Source organism: Thiobacillus thioparus DSM 505 (genome assembly GCF_000373385.1).
Taxonomy (GTDB): domain Bacteria; phylum Pseudomonadota; class Gammaproteobacteria; order Burkholderiales; family Thiobacillaceae; genus Thiobacillus; species Thiobacillus thioparus.
Window position 1 is genome coordinate 70,897 of sequence record NZ_KB891327.1, and the last position, 20,580, is coordinate 91,476.

23 protein-coding genes are annotated in these 20,580 nt (G+C 64.1%); 12 read left to right on the forward strand and 11 right to left on the reverse strand.

The window, feature by feature from the left end; all coding sequences use genetic code 11:
- Window positions 1-8: 8 nt before the first annotated feature.
- Complete coding sequence (locus tag B058_RS0109545) at window positions 9-845, forward strand: ferritin-like domain-containing protein (protein WP_018508253.1); 837 nt, start codon at window positions 9-11, stop codon at window positions 843-845.
- Between the two features lie 126 nt (window positions 846-971).
- Here the strand turns inward: B058_RS0109545 and B058_RS0109550 are convergent, their stop codons facing one another.
- The 3 genes from B058_RS0109550 to B058_RS0109565 form a co-directional block, all read right to left on the reverse strand.
- The gene (locus tag B058_RS0109550; protein WP_245539289.1) at window positions 972-1,235 is read right to left on the reverse strand and encodes a MoaD/ThiS family protein; all 264 of its coding nucleotides are present in this window, start codon (window positions 1,233-1,235) and stop codon (window positions 972-974) included.
- A 20-nt stretch (window positions 1,236-1,255) separates the two neighbouring features.
- The gene (locus tag B058_RS16790) at window positions 1,256-2,470 is read right to left on the reverse strand and encodes a WD40/YVTN/BNR-like repeat-containing protein (protein WP_018508255.1); all 1,215 of its coding nucleotides are present in this window, start codon (window positions 2,468-2,470) and stop codon (window positions 1,256-1,258) included.
- Window positions 2,471-2,719: 249 nt separating this feature from the next.
- Window positions 2,720-3,100 carry a hypothetical protein gene (locus B058_RS0109565; RefSeq protein ID WP_018508256.1) on the reverse strand — a complete coding sequence of 127 codons (381 nt, stop codon included), beginning with the start codon at window positions 3,098-3,100 and terminating at the stop codon, window positions 2,720-2,722.
- 233 nt (window positions 3,101-3,333) lie between these two features.
- Here B058_RS0109565 and B058_RS0109570 point away from each other — a divergent pair, with 233 nt between their 5' ends.
- The gene (locus B058_RS0109570; RefSeq protein WP_018508257.1) at window positions 3,334-3,753 is read left to right on the forward strand and encodes a nuclear transport factor 2 family protein; all 420 of its coding nucleotides are present in this window, start codon (window positions 3,334-3,336) and stop codon (window positions 3,751-3,753) included.
- Between the two features lie 9 nt (window positions 3,754-3,762).
- On the opposite strand, the gene B058_RS0109575 is transcribed toward B058_RS0109570, so the two are convergent.
- From B058_RS0109575 to ppk1, 8 genes are all read right to left on the reverse strand, one after another.
- Complete coding sequence (locus B058_RS0109575; protein WP_018508258.1) at window positions 3,763-4,077, reverse strand: DUF3175 domain-containing protein; 315 nt, start codon at window positions 4,075-4,077, stop codon at window positions 3,763-3,765.
- A 78-nt stretch (window positions 4,078-4,155) separates the two neighbouring features.
- Entirely contained in the window at window positions 4,156-4,308 is a 153-nt protein-coding gene (locus tag B058_RS17680) for a hypothetical protein (RefSeq protein ID WP_018508259.1), read from the reverse strand.
- Between the two features lie 138 nt (window positions 4,309-4,446).
- Window positions 4,447-4,872: a hypothetical protein gene (locus B058_RS0109585; RefSeq protein ID WP_018508260.1), complete on the reverse strand. Its 426-nt coding sequence runs from the start codon at window positions 4,870-4,872 to the stop codon at window positions 4,447-4,449.
- 299 nt (window positions 4,873-5,171) lie between these two features.
- The gene (locus tag B058_RS0109590) at window positions 5,172-5,933 is read right to left on the reverse strand and encodes a hypothetical protein (protein ID WP_169335092.1); all 762 of its coding nucleotides are present in this window, start codon (window positions 5,931-5,933) and stop codon (window positions 5,172-5,174) included.
- A gap of 112 nt (window positions 5,934-6,045) precedes the next feature.
- Window positions 6,046-6,570, reverse strand: coding sequence for a hypothetical protein (locus B058_RS17890; protein ID WP_157265766.1), 525 nt, complete (start codon window positions 6,568-6,570; stop codon window positions 6,046-6,048).
- Window positions 6,571-6,754: 184 nt separating this feature from the next.
- Window positions 6,755-8,650, reverse strand: coding sequence for a molecular chaperone HtpG (gene htpG, locus B058_RS0109595; protein WP_018508262.1), 1,896 nt, complete (start codon window positions 8,648-8,650; stop codon window positions 6,755-6,757).
- Between the two features lie 239 nt (window positions 8,651-8,889).
- The gene (locus tag B058_RS0109600) at window positions 8,890-9,630 is read right to left on the reverse strand and encodes an OmpA family protein (protein WP_018508263.1); all 741 of its coding nucleotides are present in this window, start codon (window positions 9,628-9,630) and stop codon (window positions 8,890-8,892) included.
- Between the two features lie 334 nt (window positions 9,631-9,964).
- Window positions 9,965-12,034, reverse strand: a complete 2,070-nt coding sequence (ppk1, locus tag B058_RS0109605) for a polyphosphate kinase 1 (RefSeq protein ID WP_281166675.1) — start codon at window positions 12,032-12,034, stop codon at window positions 9,965-9,967.
- 61 nt (window positions 12,035-12,095) lie between these two features.
- Here ppk1 and B058_RS0109610 point away from each other — a divergent pair, with 61 nt between their 5' ends.
- The 10 genes from B058_RS0109610 (at window position 12,096) to fliP (ending at window position 20,562) form a co-directional block, all read left to right on the forward strand.
- Window positions 12,096-13,625, forward strand: a complete 1,530-nt coding sequence (locus B058_RS0109610; protein WP_157265769.1) for a CYTH and CHAD domain-containing protein — start codon at window positions 12,096-12,098, stop codon at window positions 13,623-13,625.
- 73 nt (window positions 13,626-13,698) lie between these two features.
- On the forward strand, window positions 13,699-14,151 hold the full coding sequence (locus tag B058_RS0109615) for a SixA phosphatase family protein (protein ID WP_018508266.1): 453 nt from the start codon (window positions 13,699-13,701) through the stop codon (window positions 14,149-14,151).
- A 69-nt stretch (window positions 14,152-14,220) separates the two neighbouring features.
- Window positions 14,221-15,558 carry a flagellar basal-body MS-ring/collar protein FliF gene (fliF, locus tag B058_RS0109620; RefSeq protein WP_018508267.1) on the forward strand — a complete coding sequence of 446 codons (1,338 nt, stop codon included), beginning with the start codon at window positions 14,221-14,223 and terminating at the stop codon, window positions 15,556-15,558.
- A 67-nt stretch (window positions 15,559-15,625) separates the two neighbouring features.
- On the forward strand, window positions 15,626-16,591 hold the full coding sequence (locus B058_RS0109625; RefSeq protein ID WP_018508268.1) for a flagellar motor switch protein FliG: 966 nt from the start codon (window positions 15,626-15,628) through the stop codon (window positions 16,589-16,591).
- Window positions 16,588-17,199 carry a flagellar assembly protein FliH gene (locus B058_RS0109630; protein WP_018508269.1) on the forward strand — a complete coding sequence of 204 codons (612 nt, stop codon included), beginning with the start codon at window positions 16,588-16,590 and terminating at the stop codon, window positions 17,197-17,199. Before B058_RS0109625 ends, B058_RS0109630 begins: the two co-directional genes overlap by 4 nt.
- Entirely contained in the window at window positions 17,199-18,593 is a 1,395-nt protein-coding gene (fliI, locus tag B058_RS0109635) for a flagellar protein export ATPase FliI (protein ID WP_018508270.1), read from the forward strand. Before B058_RS0109630 ends, fliI begins: the two co-directional genes overlap by 1 nt.
- Window positions 18,590-19,042, forward strand: a complete 453-nt coding sequence (locus tag B058_RS0109640) for a flagellar export protein FliJ (RefSeq protein ID WP_018508271.1) — start codon at window positions 18,590-18,592, stop codon at window positions 19,040-19,042. The genes fliI and B058_RS0109640 overlap by 4 nt, the downstream gene beginning before the upstream one ends.
- Window positions 19,042-19,506 (forward strand): hypothetical protein, encoded by a 465-nt coding sequence (locus tag B058_RS0109645; protein ID WP_018508272.1) that lies wholly within the window; start codon window positions 19,042-19,044, stop codon window positions 19,504-19,506. The genes B058_RS0109640 and B058_RS0109645 overlap by 1 nt, the downstream gene beginning before the upstream one ends.
- Window positions 19,499-19,834, forward strand: coding sequence for a flagellar biosynthetic protein FliO (fliO, locus tag B058_RS0109650; protein WP_018508273.1), 336 nt, complete (start codon window positions 19,499-19,501; stop codon window positions 19,832-19,834). Before B058_RS0109645 ends, fliO begins: the two co-directional genes overlap by 8 nt.
- Window positions 19,831-20,562 (forward strand): flagellar type III secretion system pore protein FliP, encoded by a 732-nt coding sequence (gene fliP, locus B058_RS0109655; protein ID WP_018508274.1) that lies wholly within the window; start codon window positions 19,831-19,833, stop codon window positions 20,560-20,562. The genes fliO and fliP overlap by 4 nt, the downstream gene beginning before the upstream one ends.
- Window positions 20,563-20,580 lie beyond the last annotated feature (18 nt).

Genomic DNA, 20,580 nt, shown 5'->3' on the forward strand with positions numbered 1-20,580 from the left:
GAGCTGATATGCCGGATCCCCACCCCGCCTTCGTCGCGCCGCATCCCTGGTTGATCGAGCAGATTGCGTTCGACCGCATCGCGCATGAACGCATCGCCCGCGAAGAAACGTGGTTCCATGTGCTCGCAGCGGCCTCGTTTGTGGAGAGCCTGGCTGATTTATACACACACAATCTGCTGGACTACATGGAAGGCGATGCCGAAGCCAGCCAATGGCTGCGTGAGCGATGGGAACCGGAGGAACTGCAGCACGGACGCGCACTGCGACGCTATGTGGAAACGGTGTGGCCCGCATTTGACTGGCAGGCGGCGTTTGACGGGTTCTGCATGGACTATCGTCCGTATTGCAAGGCGGAACTGCTGGAGCCTACGCGCGCGCTGGAGATGGTTGCACGCTGTGTCGTGGAAACCGGTACTTCGGGCCTGTATGGTCTGTTGCAGCAGATCAGCCCGGAGCCGGTGCTCGCCACGCTGGTGGGCCATATCCGCAACGATGAAGTGGGGCACTACAAGTACTTCTATCACGCCTTCCTGCGTTATCGCGAACGGGAACGTCCGTCGCGCTGGCAGGTGGCCCGCGTCATCCGGCAGCGACTCGGGGAAATCGGTCAGGAGGACGCCTACCTGGCTTTGAAAAACGCCCATGCCGTGCGCCATCCCGGACAGACATTCAGCCCCCGGGACTTTCAGCGCTTTCAACACACGGCAGGGCACTGGGCACGCGCCCACTATCCTTACGAGATGACGGTGAAAATGCTGGTCAAGCCGCTGCGCCTGCCGGGCCTGGTCAACCGCATGGCACTTCCGCTGCTGGTGCGTCATGCGCGGCGCGTGGTGGCGCCGTAACGGGGGAGGCGGTCGATAGGCGAGGTATCGCCGGCTGCCGGTTCACCGCAGGGTTCCATCCGCCTGGCACCGCACCCCATCCGGGAAGGACAGGTTGGCCAGCAGAACTGAATGTGCGAGGCAGGTCTAGCCCCCGCTCAAGGCCGGGAAAATGTAAACAGTCCCCCCATCGGGGACACGATCGGAGAGTGTCTTTCTGTCAATCACGACGGTGTCATCGATACTGAGCATCACATGCCGGCGCAACGCGCCATGTTCGTCGAGCACGTAATCGGCAAAGCCCGGAGCGATCTCGTTGACTGCGCGCAAAACTTCGGAGACCGAGCCGGCGGACACCGTAATCGTCCGGTTCTCCAGTTGCGGAAAGAACCGGTAAAGATGTTGCGTCATCTGAACAGTAGGCATGACGTTCAGCCGAATCGCACCGAATAGATCGGCGGGAAATTGTTGCCGAGGCATTGCCATGACTCCCCACGGTCCTCTGACACATAGAGATTCCCGGTGGTGCTGCCAAAACATAAACGATCGCCCGCCACATCGAGCGCATGCCTCAGGACGATGTCGTAGGCATTCTCCTGCGGCAGGCCGTGCCGACAAGTCTGCCAGGACTGCCCGCCATCGATCGTCCGCGCGACAAACAAACCGCCCGCAATCGCCATGCGTTCAGAATCCGCGCGCGCCGGCACGACCCACGCGGTACGCCCGTCATTCGCGTCTGCGGCGATGGGGAAACCGAAATGCACACCCGCATCGGGCATGCTGACTTTTTTCCAGTTCCGTGCAGCGTCGTCGCTGTAAAAAACACCGCAGTGGTTTTGCTGCCAGAGATGGTCCGGTTGCCCGGGGCAGGCGGTCACGAAATGCGGGTCATGGCCCCAGTCCGCTTCCGGGGTCGGAAGATAGTCCATCGTCATGCCGCGATTACGTCCCGTCCAGGTCCGGCCGCCATCGGTAGTCTCGATGACACCGGCGGTCGATACCGCAACATGAACATGATTCGCATCGCGCGGATCGACAATAATGGAATGGATGCCGGGTTCGAACACCCCGTAATCTATGCTCGCAGGCGTGCCATTCCAGCGGTTCTCGGACGTCGCATCGCCGGCGAACAAATCGCCACCGCGACTCTCGTGGTTCCATAGCGGCCGGTTGAGTTCCCAGCTATCACCGCCATCATTGCTGACGAACAGACCGCCGGGGATCGTGCCGGCATACAGCCTGCCCGGCTGGCTGGCATGGCCAAACGCAATGTTCCAGATCTTGTATACGCTTGCATTGGCATACTCGGGCCGCGCGGACGGCGAGGCCGGATCGAAGTCCGGGGTAGGCAGGTACTTGACGATATAGCGTGCGCCCTCGGGATACTTGAGCGACGTCACATCATCCCAGCTTGCGCCTCCGTCACGCGAACGCGCCAGCTTGGGCCCCCAATGCCCGTGGTCCAGGGAAGCCCACAGGGTGCCATCACGCGGATCGCGCGCCGCGTAACAGACGGGAATGCCCGCATGGACGATAGGACGGGGACGCCAGTTTGAATGGATACGATCGAATATGACGGTGCCCTTGCGCGTCCCTAACAGGATCATGTCGGACATCGGTTTCCCTCGCGTATTGGTGACGGCCATGCTCACTCTCCTTTCGTCGGGTCGAACGGGATAGCGACGTGCCCGGTGGTCAAGACCTCAATTTACGATGGGCATGAAGCCCTCGGCGAGCACTCCACACGACAGGATAGCGCATGGATTTGAAAGGCCTAGTTGATTGCCGGTGGGCTGGGGACGGGCAGGGCAGGGCAGTGGAATGGCCAGGTCTCGCATGTGCCTGCTGCATTGCCGGACCCGACCCCGTTTCGAGGTGTCTGACCCGCAACGGATTTACGCCGGGGGTTGCAATGCCGCCTGCATCGCCTGCTCGCTCACCGGGTAGGCCAGCACCGCATGGATGGGAAACAGTTCCAGCAGCTTGCCGATATGGTCCTCTTCACGCGGATGCATGAACACGATCATCTTCGCCTGCGGCGCGAAGCGTTGCAGGGTGCGGATCGTGACGTCCAGGTTGGAAACGTTGGCGCCCGCGTAGTTGTTGCCCCAGCCGTAGACGAATTCGCCGACGAAGAAATCGGGCGGCTGCTTCTGCATCGCCCGATGAAGGTTGCGGGCCGAGTCGAAACGCTGCGCCGCAATGCCGAGCTTCTGATACAGAACGCTGAAATCGGGGTGAAAGGGGGATTCGATCAGGGAGAAAAGGGTTTGCATGCTGCAGATGTTTGCGGGAACGGTTGTCCCGACAGCTTAGCGCCGGGAATGGCACGTTGCGCATTTTTTTCCTGTGCTGATTTCTTTAGCCTGCTTCGCCGACGGAGCAGGGGCGAGCTTGAGGAACATTTCGCCACCCATGGCTTTCTAATCACTCCGAGGCGCGGGCCGGCCTCGCCTGCCGCGCCACACCTGTGCGCCAAGCGCACGACCACTGAGCGAAGGAGATTCACATGGCATACGCAACCACTGAGAAGCAGGTTATCGAGCTCGAACGCCAATATTGGCAAGCTATCAAGGACAAGGACATCGACACCGCGCTGAGCATGACCGACGATCCCTGCCTCGTCGCCGGCGCCCAGGGGGTGGCCGAGATCGACCACAAGACATTCAAAAACATGATGCGGACCGCGCCCTGGACGCTCGATGCCTTCAGGCTGGGCGACGACATGCAGGTGCTTATGCTGGGCAAGGACGTCGCCGTCGTGGCCTACAAGGTGCACGAGGAGATGACCGTGGAGGGCAAGCCGGTCACGCTCGATGCGGCCGATTCGTCGACCTGGGTGCGGCGCGACGGCCACTGGCTGTGCGTTGCCCACACCGAGTCCCTGTTCGGCGACCCCTACGGCCGCGACCGGCGGTTGGCGTCCTGAACGCCTGAATCAGTGCCGGCGCGGCCGGTCGTACAAGACGCGCAGTTCGTCCTTGGCCGCTTCCAGGCGGGCCCGCTGGTCCGCCGCCAACTGGCGCCCGGCCCGGTTGATGAAGAAGTTAAGCATCGACATGGCCGAACGGAAAGGCGTCGTTTTTCGGCGACGGCTGCGCTCCGCCGAGCGCTTGAGCGACAGGGCAATCGCGTGCGGATCTTCCAGGCGAAACACGCCGGGCTCCAGGTCGAGGGCATTGCTGCTGGCCGTGACCTGCTGCGACCAGCGTTCGCGGCCAGCCGTAGCGCCGCGCGGCTTGGGGGAGTTCATGATGAGGGGCCTCTAGAGGAAGCGCCGTTCGTCCGTTCGACAGGCTCACGACGCAGCCTGAGCCTGTCGAACGGACGATCAGTGCCGGCGCTTGAAGAACTGGATTTCCCGCTCGTGCTTCTCCGCCGCTTCCCGCGTCTCGAACGTACCGAGATTGCGCCGCTTGCCGGTCTTGGGGTCCGTCTTGATCGAATAGAGCCGGTATTCGCCGGACTTGAGTTTCCTGATCATGGCATCCTCCTTCGGATCAACGCCTGAGCGGCGCTTGTTCGCATCAAGTCTGTATTAGGCTAGAGGTGCAGTAGGACACGAAGTTCCGGGGTGCCGCGTGGACCCCGCTGGCTATTGGTTGCGAGTTCCGCCCTTCGCTCAATCCAGCGCGCTTTTTAACGTATGCCACTGGATCGGCGCGGGCTGCGTGTTCTCCAGCGCCTCGGCCTGCTTGCGTTTGGCGTATTCCTCAGCACGCTGCATGAATTTCTGAAGATCGGCGTTGGCGATGCGGGTCTGCTCCTCCATCTCGTCGGCGGTCAGGGGCGCTTCGATCAACTGCACCTCGATACGCAGAACGGCAGGATATTTTTCGGTCAGCGCCTGCAGGATCGCGTCGAGCTTCTTGCCAGGCAGACCATAGCGCAGCGTCTTGGTGAGAAACAGCCGCAGAATTGCCCCGTCGCCCGGGTTCGCGCGGTTGTTGATCACCGCCGCCTCCTTCTGCAACCAGCCACGCAGCCGCAGCGGCGTGATTTCGACGCCGGGGTTCAAGATGGCGATGTGGATTTGTCCTGAAGCCATGGGGCACTCCTGTGATGCAAAAGCGGCATTGTGCAGAAGATTTGCGGGCAGGGCCAACCCGAGGAGGGAATCGTGTCTGACGCCTCTTTCGTTTCTGCAATACGTTAATGCAAGACCTGACCCCGCTGCGGCGCAATCACGCCGTTGGCACCAAGGATCGTATGCATGGCTCTCTATCTAGCTCCAGCGTGTCAACATGGGAACGCGGGGGTTAACAAGCATGAAAAACAATCGAAGGGGTGGCATCGGAATTCTGGCATCGACGATATTCGAAGCTGACCCCTTTGGCGCTGGCCATTTTAATGTTGCGCGCTAGTTCTTGAGATTGCTGACTCTGTTTTCATTACCAGGTTGGAGAGATATCCCATCATGCTTTCAGCAATCGTTTGCACCTCCTGTTGTGAAAATTGGACAACAGAGCTGTTAGGGAGCTTTGCCTTGATATCTCGCGGGAAGGCTTCGCTAACTTGGCGAGTGAGTCGGGGCGTTATTTCTCCACCAGCGTGAACAATAACGTGGCGGCATGCTTGAGCAAGGATGATGTTATTGACGACTGCATCTTTATCGATCTCTACGCCAATGTAATCTCGGAAGGCCCTGTGGATCGCTTTCATGTCTTGGAATGACAGATCCTTTTTCTCAATGAATAGGGCGACAAGCGCATCCTCAGCACTAGAGGCAGCATCGATTAATTCACCAACCGTTAACTTCAAGTCTTCCTTGAGAAGGCGAGAAGATCCGCCATCGCGAAGAGTCGCAGTCATTGCGGACGAGAAGACGTCTTCGACTGCTGATCCGAAGTATGAGACGAGAAGGACAACAGCTTGATTAAGGATTAAAGAGAATCTCGGTTTTAGAGATTCGTTGTCCCGGACACCCCGAAGAATTTTCAGGGCTCTACCGCCATTCATCTGCTCATTTGTGATTCCCATTTTATTAACTAGCCGCTCATGTAATTCCTCGACAGCTGAGATGGCGACATGCATTACCTCGCGATCAAACTCAATGAGCCGATTAACGTCCGCGACATGCTGTGTAAAATTATCAAGAATGGTGCGCATGGCATGTGACATTATTGACTCGATTCGATTAGGGCCGCCCTGCAAAAAAGTCAGCATAGAAAGTTGGCATCAACGATATCCGACGCTGACTCCTTTAGCTTATGGTTTGTGGCTATTTGAGCAGACCATGCTTCATTAAATATGCACGCCCGTTTTGAATGATTGACCATTCAGTTGGGTCTACGGTGCTATAGCTCCCATGAACGAAACGTTTACTCTCCAAGTCTGAAAAATGGTAAGTCACGAGTTGCTCTCCAACACCTATTACCTTTGCCACTTGAGCTGAAGTTATATCGTCGTGTGCACAGAGCAGTTGTAACAATGCTTCCTGCATCGAGTCCAACCGAATATTTATTTTTGGTGCAACCTCTTTAGCAGGAGATTCCTTTGCCTGTAGTCGACTACTTATTTCCGATACATGGCGAAGGATAAGCGCCAGCAGTAAGATTAAACCTGCGTTTGCGGAAACAGACGCAAAGAGCAGACGAAGATATGGACTTTGAAAAGCTTCAACATGAATACCGATTTTCTGTAGCCCTTCATATAGGAACGGGGCTGCAAACGTAACCGTTATTGTGGTCGTTGCCACCCACTTCGACCACTTTGTTGGAAGTAACTCATCAAGAATTTCTCGCACCAAAATGCATCTCCTCGTGTGCCTTTGGATTAACGCCTAGGATTGCAGCATTCTGATCATGACGCAATTCGCGACTGGACGATGAGCGAAAAAAAGCGCGACTGATCACTCAGTCGCGCTCTGCAAAATAGCTAAGGCCGTTCGCGTTTCGACAGACTCAACACGAATGGCCCCTTGGCTTTTATCAACCCGGCAACATCGCCAGCAACCCATTCAACCGCCGCACGAAGCTCGCCGGATCGTCGAGCTGCCCGCCTTCTGCCAGCAGGGCCTGCTCGAACAGCAGGTTGGCCCAATCTTTGAACCGGTCTTCGTCGGATTCGCTGTTGAGCCGCGTGACCAGTGCATGTGACGGGTTGATCTCGAGCGTGGGCTTGACGGTGGGCGCGGCCTGGCCGGCGGCCTTGAGCAGGCGTTCGAGGTTGGCGCTCATGTCGCCTTCGCCGGTGACGAGGCAAGCGGGCGAGTCGGTGAGGCGGTGGGTGACGCGGACGTCCTTGACGCGCTCGCCGAGCGTGGTCTTGATGCGCTCGACCAGCGGCTTCATGGCGTCTTCGGCTTCCTTCTGCGCGGTCTTCTCCGCTTCGTCTTCCAGCTCGCCCAGGTCGAGGCCGCCCTTGGCGACGGACTTCAGCGGCTTGCCGTCGAACTCGTTGAGGTTGCTCGCCAGCCATTCGTCGACGCGGTCGGACAGCAGCAGGACTTCGATGCCTTTCTTGCGGAAGATTTCGAGGTGCGGGCTGTGCTGGGCGGCGGCGAAGCTGTCGGCAGTGATGTAGTAGATCGCGGTCTGGCCTTCCTTCATGCGGCCGATGTAGTCCTTCAGCGACACCACCTGCGCGTCGCTGTCGGTGTGGGTGGAGGCGAAGCGGAGCAGGCCGGCGATCTTCTCGCGGTTGGCGAAGTCCTCGCCCGGACCTTCCTTCAGCACCTTGCCGAAGGCGTTCCAGAACTCGACGTATTTCTCCGGCTGGTTCTCGGCCAGGTCTTCCAGCAGGCCCAGCACCTTCTTCACCGAGCCGGCCTTGATGGCGTCGATGTCGCGGCTGTTCTGCAGGATTTCCCGCGAGACGTTGAGCGGCAGGTCGGCCGAGTCGATCACGCCGCGCACGAAGCGCAGGTATTGCGGCATCAGTTGCTCGGCGTCGTCCATGATGAAGACGCGGCGCACGTAGAGCTTGATGCCATGCCGTTTCTCGCGGTCCCAGAGGTCGAACGGCGCTTTCGACGGCACGTAGAGCAGCGAGATGTATTCCTGCTTGCCCTCGACGCGGTTGTGCGACCAGGCCAGCGGCGGCTCGAAGTCGTGGGCGACGTGCTTGTAGAACTCCTGGTATTCCTCGTCGCTGACGTCCTTCTTCGCGCGCGCCCACAGGGCGGAGGCGCGGTTGACGGTCTCGTCCTCGTCGGTGGGTGTTTCCACGCCGTCCTTCCATTCCGTCTTCTTCATCACGATGGGCAGGGTGATGTGGTCGGAATAGGTGCGGATGACCGACTTGATCTTCCAGTCGGAGAGGAACTCGTCCTCGCCTTCGCGCAGATGCAGCACAATCTCGGTGCCGCGCGTGGGCTTGTCGACGGTTTCCAGCGTGTAGTCGCCGGCGCCCTCGGACTCCCAGCGCACGCCGTGCTCGGACGTGAGGCCGGCGCGGCGGGTCGTGAGGGTGACGCGGTCGGCGACGATGAAGGCGGAGTAGAAGCCGACGCCGAACTGGCCGATCAGCGCGGCGTCCTTTTGCTGGTCGCCGGAGAGCTGGCTGAAGAATTCGCGGGTGCCGGATTTCGCAATCGTGCCGATGTGGTCGATGACTTCCTGCCGGCTCATGCCGATGCCGTTGTCGGTGATCGTCAGCGTACGCGCCTCCCGGTCGAAGGCGATGCGGATCTTGAGGTCGGGGTCGTTTTCATAGAGCGCGCCATCCGACAGCCCTTCGAAGCGCAGCTTGTCGGCGGCGTCGGAGGCGTTGGAAATGAGTTCGCGCAGGAAAATGTCCTTGTTGGAATACAAGGAATGGATCATCAGCTGCAGCAGCTGTTTGACTTCGGCCTGGAAGCCCAGGGTTTCTTTGGTGGCGGACATGCCTATATCTCCCGTAAAACAAACACAACGCAACGGGAAATGGGGGCGGTGCCGGGGTTTTCAAGTCCGTCGCTGCCGACTCCGTTCGAGCCGGGTGAATCGAGCCCGGGGAGGGCTTGGGCGGCTTTCTACGGGGACGGCCACATGGTGGCCTAGGGGAGAGGCACGCAAGGCAGACAAAAAAAATCGGGGACCGAAGTCCCCGGATACACAGGTTTGCAGAACGTTTCAGAAAGCGTTTATTCCTTGATCTGGTTTAGTTCGACGCGACGGTTCTGGAACCTGCCTTCGTCGGTGTCGTTGCTGGCGATCGGCTGCGATTCGCCGTAGCCCTTGGCCACCAGACGGTCGGCGCGGATGCCTTTACTGATCAGATAGCTGCGAACGGTATTGGCGCGGCGCAGCGACAAGCCCATGTTGTAGCGATCGCTGCCGATGCTGTCGGTGTGGCCCGCCACTTCTATCTTGACATCGCCCCACTCCTTGAGCTTGGCGAAGTCTTTGTCGATGACGTCGCGGTCTTCCGGACGCAGCGCAGCGCGGTCAAAATTGAAATTTACGCCTTCGAGCACCATGCGATGCGGCGCCGGGACCGGCACGGGGCTGGCCACCTGCTGCTCAGCCTCCGGTTTCTGTTCCGTCATGGGGGCCGGTGCCGGCTCAACGGGGGCGGCGACTGGAATGGGACACCCGTTGGCGTCGACCTCGGTGCCCTTCGGCGTGTCGGGGCATTTGTCTTTGCTGTCAACGACGCCGTCGCCATCGCTGTCGACATCTTTCGGAACCGGGCAGGGCGTATCGAGCAGGCCGCGTCCGGGACACCCGATCGTGCGGTACAGCTCGTAGCCGATGGTTTTTCCGGTGGGGCTGGCGGCGTTGCGGGGGTCGTAGAAACGGCCGTCGGCCGCGTGGGCAGAGACAGCGCCCGCGGAAAGAAGTGCAGCGCCCAGGAGATTGAATATTAAGGGGGTGGTTCGCATTTTTGGCCTTTCGTCTAATTGATATCGATTTGATCTCGATGCAAGAAAAGAAAAATTGCGTCGCATGAGACTTTTATTCTTCGGCAGCTGCGTGGAGTGCCCTTGCATCAAGCTGCATACGCTCGCTGAGTGCTGAACTGTTCACGCTGGCCTGTTTCTTGGGCTCAGTGGCTGGATGTCAGCTTAAGGCTTGTTGGGACATGAACGTATCAGTGGGATACGAACACTTTGTAGGACAAAACCCCATCCACGTCGGCGATCGGACGCGCCGAACGCATCGGTCTGGGTCCGCACGCGAGTGCGGAACGCCGCGTCGGAGTAGGTTGAAGCGTGGCTAGACGGGTTTGGTCAGCAGCGCCAGCAGTTCGGCCTGCGCGCTGTAGGGCTTGGTGCGCCGGACGTGGCGGCGGCGGTAGCTGCCGTCGGACTGCATGTCCCAGGCCTGCACGTTGTCGCGCAGGTAGGGCTTGAGGCCCTCGGCGATCACGCGTTTCTTCAGCTTGGGATTGAGGATGGGGAAGCCGGTTTCGATGCGGCGGAAGAAGTTGCGGTCCATCCAGTCGGCCGACGACAGGAAGACCTTCTCGTCGCCGCCGTTTTTGAAATAGAAGATGCGCGTGTGTTCGAGGAAGCGGCCGACCACCGAGCGCACGTGGATGTGCTCGGACAGCCCGGGAATGCCGGGCCTGAGCGCGCACACGCCGCGGATGATGAGGTCGATCTTCACCCCAGCCTGGCTGGCGGCGTAGAGCGCGGCGATGACCTGCGGTTCCAGCAGCGCGTTCATCTTGGCGATGATGGCGGCGGGCTTGCCGGCGGCCGCCAGTTCGGCTTCGTGGTTGATGGCGGCGACGACTTCGCTGTGCAGGGTGAACGGCGACTGCCACAGGCGTTTCAGTTTGCCGGCCTTGCCCAGGCCGGTGATCTGGGTGAACAGGCTGCTGACGTCGGCGGTGATGGCGTCGTCGGCGGTCAGCAGGCCGAAGTCGGTGTACATGCGTGCGGTGCGGGCGTGGTAGTTGCCGGTGCCCAGGTGCGCGTAGCGGCGCAGCTCGCCGTCTTCGCGGCGGATGACCAGCGCCAGCTTGGCGTGCGTCTTGTGGCCGACCACGCCGTAGACGACGTGCGCGCCGACCTCTTCCAGCTTGGCGGCCCAGTTGATATTGGCCTCCTCGTCGAAGCGCGCCATCAGCTCGACCACTACGGTGACCTCCTTGCCCGACTGCGCAGCCTGGATCAGCGCCTGCATCAGCTTCGAGTCGGTACCGGTGCGGTATACCGTCTGCCGCATGGCGACGACGTGGGGGTCGGCGGCGGCCTGCTCGATGAAGTCGACCACTGGCTGGAAGGATTCGAAGGGGTGGTGCAGCAGGATGTCGCCCTTGCGGATCTGCGCGAAGATGTCGTCGTCCTTGGCGAGCCGCGCGGGCAGGGCGGGGATGAAGGGGGCGAACTTGAGGTCGGGGCGGTCGACCCAGTCGGGCACCTGCATCAGGCGCACGAGGTTCACCGGTCCCTGTTCCTGGTAGAGATCGCCGGCTTCGAGCTCGAACTGCGCCAGCAGGAAGGCCGCCATCGATTCCGAGCAGTTGTCGGCCACTTCCAGCCGCACGGCTGCGCCGAAGTGCCGTTGCGGCAGTTCGCCCTGCAACGCTTGGCGCAGGTTCTTGGTTTCCTCGTCGTCGACGAAGAGGTCGGAGTTGCGGGTGACGCGGAACTGGTAGCAGCCCTGCACCGTCATGCCGGTGAACAGTTCGCCGACGTGGGCATGCAGGATGGACGACAGGAAGACGAAGCCGTATTCGCAGCCGGCGATTTCTTCCGGCATGCGGATGACGCGCGGCAGCGCACGCGGCGCCTGCACCACGGCAGCGCCGGAATTGCGGCCAAAAGCGTCGCGTCCGGACAGCTCGACCGCGAAATTGAGGCTTTTGTTGAGCACGCGCGGGAAGGGATGCGAGGGATCGAGCCCCACCGGCGTGAGCACCGGCATCAGTTCGCGGAAGAAATAATCGCGGATCCAGGCGGCCTGGGTTTCGTTCCAGTGCGTGCGGCGGATGAAGTGGACGCCGTGTTCGGCCAGCTCGGGAATGATCGCCTTGTTGAACAGTTCGTACTGCTGGGCGACCAGCGCATGCGCCGTCTCCGAGACCGCGCGGAACTGCTGGCGCGGCGTCAGGCCGTCGGCCGAACGCTGGGTCGAGTTGGCGCGGATCTGTTCCTTGAGGCCGGCCACGCGCACTTCGAAGAATTCGTCCATGTTGCTCGACACGATGCACAGGAAGCGCAGGCGCTCCAGCAGGGGCATGGACGGATCGTCGGCTTGCGCCAGCACCCGACGCTGAAAGGCGAGTATGCCGAGCTCGCGGTTGATGAGGGTATCGGGGCTGGGCAGATTCATGATGGATTTATTCGTGGTGTGCTTCAATGATAAACGCCCGTGTTCGACCCGACATGACAGTTATATGACAACGCCGCATCCAATGGAAATCGAACTCAAGCTGGCGCTGCCGCCGCAGCAGGCGGCGGCCTTCGTGAAACGCATGGCCCGGCGGCGCAGCGCGCCGGTAGAGCAGGACCTCGTCACCCGCTATTTCGACACGCCGGACTTCGCCTTGAGCGCGCAGGGCGTGGCGCTGCGCGTGCGACGGGCGGGCCGGCGCTGGCTGCAGACACTGAAGACCGAGGGCGAGCGGCAGGGCGGGCTGTCGCGGCGCGCCGAATTCGAGATGCCGGTGCACCGGGGGGGACTGGACTGGAGCCGGTTCCCGCCGGAGGCGCTGGCGTACGTGCCGGATGCCTTGCGTGAACACGTCGTGCCGGTGTTCGAGACGCGTTTTCACCGCACGGCCTGGCTGCTGGTGGGCAAGGGCGGTGCGCAGATCGAGGTGGCGCTCGACGTCGGCGCGGTCGTCGCCGGCGAACGCAGCCAGCCGATCTGCGAGATCGAACTCGAATTGAAGTCCGGCCAGCCGGATGCGCTATTCGCGCTGGCGCTGGACTGGGCCGCGGCGTTCGATTGCCTGCCGTTCGACGTCAGCAAGGCCGAGCGCGGCGTGCGCCTGGCGCATGGGATCGAGGCAGCGCCGGTGAAATCCGTGCCGTTGGAGCTGGACGACGGCATGGGCGTGGAGGAGGGCTTCGCCGCGATCGTCCAGGCCTGTCTGACGCAGCTCCAGGTCAATCTGCCGGGGGTGCTGGCGTCGGATGACATCGAGTATGTGCATCAGGCGCGGGTGGCGTTGCGGCGCCTGCGTGCGGCGCTGCGGCTGTTTCGTAATGCGTGCGGGCTGCCGCCCGAGCTGCAGGACAACCTGCGCGCGCTGGCGGCCGCGCTGGGCCCGGCGCGCGACTGGGACGTGCTGTGCGGCGAAACCCTGCCGGCGATCGCGTCGTACTATCCCGACGCCGAATCCTGGCAGCAAGGCATGGCGACGCTGGAAGCGCGTCGCATCGCGGTGCGGACGGCGATGCAGGATGCGCTGGTGCAGGCTCATCCCGGCGCCTGGCTGCTGGCGATGCAGCGCTGGCTGTTGCGGCATGGCTGGCATTCGCATCCCGAGGGGCAGGCGGTGCCGGCCGCTCAGCGGTTTGTGCAACTGGCGCCGCTCGACGCCTGGGTGCGCCGGGCACTGCAGAAGGGGCATCGGCCGATCGTTCGCGGCGCGCGCGATTTCGCCACGCTGGCGCCGGCCCGGCGGCATGTCCTGCGCATCGCGATCAAGCGCCAGCGGTATGCGGCCGAGTTTTTCCAGACGCTGTTCGAAGGCAAGCGGCAGGCACGCTACCTGGCGGTGCTGCGTGATGCGCAGGACAGCCTGGGACGGGCCAACGACGCGCATATCGCATCGGGCCTGCTGACGGCGGCAGGGAGGGAGGCGGGCTCGATGAGAGATTTCGTCCTCGGCTGGCTGGCGGCGAAACAGGCGGATGCGGCGGACGGCGAATGTGCGGAGTCGATCCTCGCATTCCTGAAATCGAAGCCTTACTGGTAGATTCGTGGCGAACCCCGGTGCCATGCAGCGGTCTTGCCTGTGACCGGATACCGGATTTTTTCGAGGAAAACCGATGGAACTCATTTTGTGGCGACATGCCGAGGCCGACGACACGGTCCCCGACCTCAAGCGCGAGCTCACCGACAAGGGCCGCAAGCAGGCATCGCGCATGGCCGACTGGCTGACGCCGCGGCTGTCGCAGGACATCCGGATCCTGGTCAGCCCCGCCACCCGCAGCCTGCAGACCGCGCAGGCGCTGGGACGCGGCTTCCAGCGGGTGCCGGCGCTGGCGCCGGGGGCCAGCGCGGACGACGTGCTGGCCGCGGCGGGCTGGCCCGATGCGGCCTATCCGGTGCTGGTGGTGGGCCATCAGCCCACGCTGGGGCAGGTGGCGATGCGCCTGCTCACCGGCCAGGCGGGCGACCTGTCGGTGAAGAAGGGGAGTATCTGGTGGTTCCAGGGCCGCGAGCGGGCGGGGCAGGTGCAGGTAGTATTGCGCGCTGTGGCCACGCCCGACTGGTTATAATCGCCGCGTGACGATACAAGCCATCAAGACCCGACAGCCCAACCCGATCCCGCAGACGAGGTGCGTCCAGTGCCGGGTTGGCTGAGCAGTCTGCGCGACCTGATCGCGGAAGCGAGCCCGCTGCGCCGCTTCATGTTCGTCCTGCTGGTGTTGCTGCCGCTGGCGGCGCTGTCTGCGGCCTATGTGTGGCTCAATCCGGCGGACTACCGCGTGCTCTACCCGAAGCTGTCCGATCGGGCGGGCGGCGAGGTCATCGCCGCGCTCGACCAGCTCAATATTTCCTATCACCTGTCCGCCGCCGACGGCAGCATCGAGGTGCCGGCCGATCAGCTGCATGTGGCGCGTTACCGCCTTGCCGCACGCGGCCTGCCCCGGTCCGACGCCGACGCGCAGGACGAGGTCGATCGCGCGCCCCGCTTCGGCGCCTCGTCGCTGGAAGAGCAGCAGCGCTATCAACACGCGCTCGAAAGCGATCTGGCGCGTTCGATCCAGTCGCTGGAAACGGTCGAGTTGGCGCGGGTCCATCTTGCCCTGCCCAAGGTCTCGCCGTTCCTGCGCGATGCGCCGCCGGCCACCGCTGCGGTGCTGGTGCGCCTGCGCCCGAGCGCGCGGCTGTCGGCCGAGCAGGTGACGACGATCCAGACCCTGGTGGCGGCCAGCGTGCCGCGTATGAAACGGTCCGAGGTGCAGGTATTCGACCCGCGCGGCGTGCAGCTGGGCGAGACGGCACCCGAGGTGGCGCAGTCGCGGCAGCGGGCGGTGGAGCAGGATCTGGCGCAGCGGGCGCTGGCCTTGCTGACCCCCTGGCTCGGCAAGGACCGTGTGAGCGTGCAGGTGACGGCCACGCTGGAGGACAGCGACGTCGAACAGACGGTGGAACGGGTACGCAACGTCGTGGTGGGTGGCCGGACGCAACCGCTCGAGAAGACCGTGCGCACGACGCATACGCCTGAAGGCCGCATCCGGCGTGTGAATGCCATCGTGATCCTGGGATTCGAGGCGAGCGCCGCCGAACTCGACCGCGCGGGCCAGCTGGCCCGCCAGGCGCTGGGACTGGTGCCGTCGCGCGGCGACACGGTGAATGTCTATGCGCTGCCTGCGGCGCACGCCGCGCGGCCCGCTGCAGCCGCCGTGCAACCGCAGGCGCAGCCTCCGCGTTCGATTGCGTCCATGCCGCCGCCGCCGGCGATGCCCGGGACCTTTGAATTCCAGCCCTGGATGCTGGCCGCGGTCGGGGGCGGGCTGCTTCTGCTTCTCGTAGTGGCCGTCTGGCGGCGTCCGCGGCCTGTGCCGGCCGTCGAGCCGCCCGCCATGGACCTCGACGCCGAACTCGAGGCAACCCGCGGCCGGGTACTGGCCAATCCGCGCGTGACCGCGGATGTCATCAAGCTCTGGATGCGCGCGTGAGCAGTCGCATGAATTCAAACCTGGATGCGCGCGTGAGCCGCCGCATGAATCAAGCAAGGGTGCGCGCGTGAGCCAGGCCGGCATCGAAAAGTCCGCCGCGCTACTGCTCGCCCTCGGCGAGGACGCCACGGCGGCCGTGTTCCGCTATCTGAGCCCGCTCGAGGTCAGCCGGCTCGGCAGCGCCATGCGCGAGCTCGACGTGCTGCCGCGTGAACGCGTGCGTGCGATCCTGCGCGATTACGCCGCCGAGGCCGCCGAACAGACCGGATTCGCGGCAGATACCGGCCGTTTCCTCGACGAGACGCTCCGGCAGGCATTTCGGCCGGAACGGGCGCAGGCCATGCTGGAACGCCTGGGGGCGTCGGGCGCGCAGGCACTGGAGAAGCTGGCCTGGCGCGAGCCGGCCGAGATTGCCGGCCTGCTGGAGGCGCAGGCGCCCCAGCTGATCGCCGCGGTGGCCGCGCAGCTTCCGCGCGACGTCGCCGCCGCCGTGCTCGAACTGCTGCCCGGCAAGACGCGCGCGGACACCTTGCTGGCTCTGGCACACAGCGATGCGCCGAGCGCCGACATGCTGGGCGACCTGGACGACTGGCTGGCCAGCCTGGACGCCGCCGCGTCGCCCCAGGGCGAAGCGGCGGTGGCCGGCCTGCTGGGGCAGATGAGCGAGGGCAGCGCCGCCGCTGCCTTGAGCCAGCTCGACCGGAACGATGCGGAACTGGCCGCGCGGCTGCGCGTGCGCAATCTCGCGTTCGAAGATCTGGCACGGCTGCCCGAGGCCAGCCGCAAGACTTTCCTGCGCAACGTCGCTGCGCGTACCCTGTTGCATGCCTTGAAGGGCAGCGACGGGCAGGTGCTCGACGCCCTGACGGCCGTGATGAGTCCGACCGCTGCGCAGCGCATGCGCGTCGACCTCGATACGCTGGGCCCGGTGCCGGTGACCACGATCCAGGCCGCGCAGGACGAGGCGGGCGCGAGCCTGCGGCGGCTGGCGGCTGAAGGCGCGATCCAGTTCCCCGAAGAGGAGGCGGCATGAGCACAGACGACACGGCGCCGAATACCCCCACCGCATTCGAACAATGGGAAGTGGTGGAACTGGCTGCGTCCGCCGGCCAAGCTGCGCCAACCGAGGCCGATCCGCAGGCCGAACTGGCAGCATTGCGCGCGGCGGCGCGCGCCGAAGGGTATGCCGAAGGCCTGGCTGCCGGGCGCGTGGAAGGGGAACAAGCCTGCGGTCGCATGAAGCAGCTGGCCGAGAGCTTTTCGTCGACGCTCGACAATCTCGATTTCCGCCTCGCCGACATGGTGCTGGAACTGGCGCTCGACGTGGCCCGTCAGGTGGTGGCGGGCGAGTTGGCGGCACGGCCGGAACGCATCCTCGACGTGGTCAACATGGCGCTGAAGCAGATGGCGGAAACCAGCCGCGAGGCGCGTCTGCTGCTGAATCCGGACGACGCCGCGCTGGTGCGCCCGCATCTCGACCAGGTGCTCGACAAGAACCGCCTGCGCATCGTCGAGGATGTGCGCATCGTACGCGGCGGCTGCCTGATCGAAACCTCGCAGGGCGACCTCGACGCCACGCTGCCGGCACGCTGGCGCCAGGTGGTGCAGGTGCTCGGCAGCAACCAGAACTGGATCGAGTGATGGATCGTACCGTCCGCCTGCGCGAATACTTGGCCGATTGCCGGCGCGCGGTGAGCTGGGCGACCCCGATCGCCACCAGCGGGCGGCTGACCCGGGTGTCCGGACTGGTGATGGAAGCGGTCGGCTTGCGGATGCCGGTGGGCAGCCAGTGCCACATCCAGATTCCCGGCGGCCAGAGCATCGAGGCCGAGGTGGCCGGGTTTGCCGGTGACCGTCTGTTCATCATGCCGGCGACCGATATCTACGGCGTGATGCCGGGCGCCCGGGTCGTGCCCGACAATCCGCTGGCGGCGCAGCCGCCGCGCCTCGGCATGCGCTACATTCCGCGCCGCCGGGCACAGGACCGGGTGCGCCAGGTGCCGGTGGGCGACAGCCTGCTGGGGCGTGTGCTCGACGGCGCCGGGCGCCCGCTCGACGGCCTCGGGCCGCTGATGCTGGAGCGGCGGGTGCCGCTGTACAGCCGCCCGATCAACCCGCTCGAACGCGCGCCGATCCGCAAGACGCTGGACGTCGGCGTGCGCGCGATCAACGGTCTCCTGACGGTGGGGCGTGGGCAGCGGCTGGGCCTGTTCGCCGGCAGCGGCGTCGGCAAGAGCGTGCTGCTCGGCATGATGGCGCGATTTACCGAGGCCGACGTCGTTGTCGTGGGGCTGATCGGCGAACGCGGCCGCGAGGTCAAGGAATTCATCGACCGCATCCTCGGCAGCGAAGGCATGGCGCGCGCGGTGGTGGTGGCGGCGCCGGCCGACCATCCGCCGCTGATGCGGCTGAACGGCGCGGCGTATGCGATGTCGATCGCCGAGTACTTCCGCGACCAGGGCAAGCACGTGCTGCTCATCATGGACTCGCTGACCCGCTACGCGATGGCGCAGCGCGAGGTGGCGCTGGCGATCGGCGAACCGCCTGCCACCAAGGGTTATCCGCCGTCGGTGTTTGCCAAGCTGCCGCAGCTGGCCGAACGCGCCGGCAACGGCCGCAGCGGCAGCGGTTCGATCACGGCTTTCTTCACCGTGCTGATGGAAGGCGACGACCAGCAGGACCCGATCGCCGACGCGGCGCGTGCGATCCTCGACGGCCATATCGTGCTCTCCCGCGATCTGGCCGACGCCGGCCACTATCCCGCGATCGACATCGAGGCGTCGATCAGCCGGGCGCAGCCCGACCTGCTGTCCGACGAGGCGCTGGAGCGCACCCGCCGTTTCAAGTATCTCTATTCGCGCTACATGCGCAGCCGCGATCTGCTTGCCGTCGGCGCCTACGTGCCGGGTGCCGATCTGGTGCTGGACGAAGGCGTCCGCCTGTATCCCAGGATGCAGGGCTATCTGATGCAGGGCATGCGCGAGCGTGCGCCGCTGGAAACCGCGCAGGCTGGCCTTGACGAGGTGCTCGGATGAAGCCTTTCGCGCTGGCACGGGTGCTGCAATTGGCCGAACGGCGCAGCGAAACGCTGGCGCGCGGGGTCAAGCTCGCGCATGGCGTGTGGTTGCGCGCGCGCGGCCGGCAGGTGCAGTTGCTGGCGCTGCGCGACGCCCATATCGCGCAGCTGGCAGTCGAGTTGCGCGATGGCGTGACGGCGGCGCAGCTTCTGGAAAAGAATCGGCTGCAGTACGCGCAAGCCGCGGAATTGCAGGTTGCGCAAACCGCCATCGACGATGCCCACCGCGACTGGCAGGCCCGACTGGCCGAATGGATGCAGGCCGAGCAGCGGGTGAAGGCGCTGCGCCTGCTGGAGCAGCGCCACCTGGCGCAGGCCGCCATTCTGCAACGGCGCATCGAGCAGCGCGATCACGACGAATTGGTGGAACTGACGCACCGGCGCGATGCCGGGCTGCGGGGGCGCTGATGCAATTGCTCGAACTCACCTCCGCCGAGACCGCCTTCCTGAAAGCGCCTGCGCCGCTGTCCAGCGGTCTGCCGGCGCGCCTGACCCACAAGCTGGCCGCCACCTTGAGCGCCCGGCTGCACCTGCCGGTCCAGGCGATGGCGCAACCGGCACCCGAGCCGGCCGACGTGCCGGTGTCGCCGATCTGGCTGCCCGATGCAATGCTGGCCGCCCTGTGGCTGACGCGCCGTCTGGGAGGCCGCAACGGGGTGAGCGGGACGTCCTTCGTTCCCGGCAGCTTCGTGAGGACACTGGATGCCGTACTGGCGGAAAGCTGGTTGGATGCGCCGGGGTCGGATGCGTTGCCGCCTGCGCTGGCATGGCACATCACGACTGCGTCCACGCAGGCAACGCTTGCCCTGCAGTTGCCGCATTCCACAACCGACATGACGCGCTGGGCGCGGGAGGTCATCCGGCATGGCTAGATTCGTCGCGGCAGGTACCTTGCTGCTGGTTCCGTCCTGGGCACTGGCGGCGACCGATACCCCAGGCAGCCTGTTCACCGTGCTGCTGAGTCTGGTGCTCATCCTCGGCGGGTTCGTTGCGGTTGCCTGGTTCGTCCGTCGCTACCTGCCGGGCATGGGCGCGCAGGGCGCAGTCAAGGTGGTGGGGACGACCGCGGTGGGTGCGCGCGAGCGCGTGGTGACGGTCGAGGTTGGCGATACCTGGCTGTTGCTGGGTGTGGGCGGTGGCAATGTGCGCCTGCTGCATACCTTGCCCAAGCCGGAATCGGCGCAGGAGCACGGGCGATGAAGGCGAAGGTGCTGTTGCTGCTGCTCCTCGGCTTTTGCGTGCCGGCGTGGGCGGCGGACGCCAGCGTGCCTTTGCTGAGCGTGACGCCGGGCGCGGGGGGGCAGGTACTCGGCGTGCCCGGAACGAGTCTGCCCTGGCTGCTGTTGTTCCCGTTCCTGCCGGCCCTGCTGCTGGCGTTCACCGCGTTTACCCGGATTGCCGTGGTGCTGTTCCTGCTGCGCCAGGGTCTGGGCAGCTCGACCGCGCCGCCGAATCTGGTGCTGATGGGACTGGCGCTGCTGCTGACGGTGTTCGTGATGTCGCCGGCGTTGAAGACCATCAATACCGAGGCCTACCAGCCGTATCTCGCTGGTACGCTCAGCTTCAACGCCGCCGCCGAAAAAGCCGCGTCGCCGCTGAAAGTCTTCATGCTGCGACAGACTCGCGCCGAGGATCTCAGTCTGTTCACCGAGAACGATAAAAGCATCGATCCGAAGCGGGTGGACAGCGTGCCGCTGGCGGCACTGGCGCCGGCCTTCCTCACCAGCGAACTCAAGACCGCCTTCCAGATCGGCTTCATGGTCGTGTTGCCGTTCCTAGTGATCGACCTGGTGGTCGCCGCCGTGCTGACCGCGCTCGGCATGATCATGCTGCCGCCGCAGCTGGTGTCGCTGCCCTTGAAGCTGCTGTTGTTCGTCACGGTGGACGGCTGGCACCTGCTGGTCGGCTCGCTGCTCGGGAGCTTCTGATGGAAGGCGGTGTTTTCT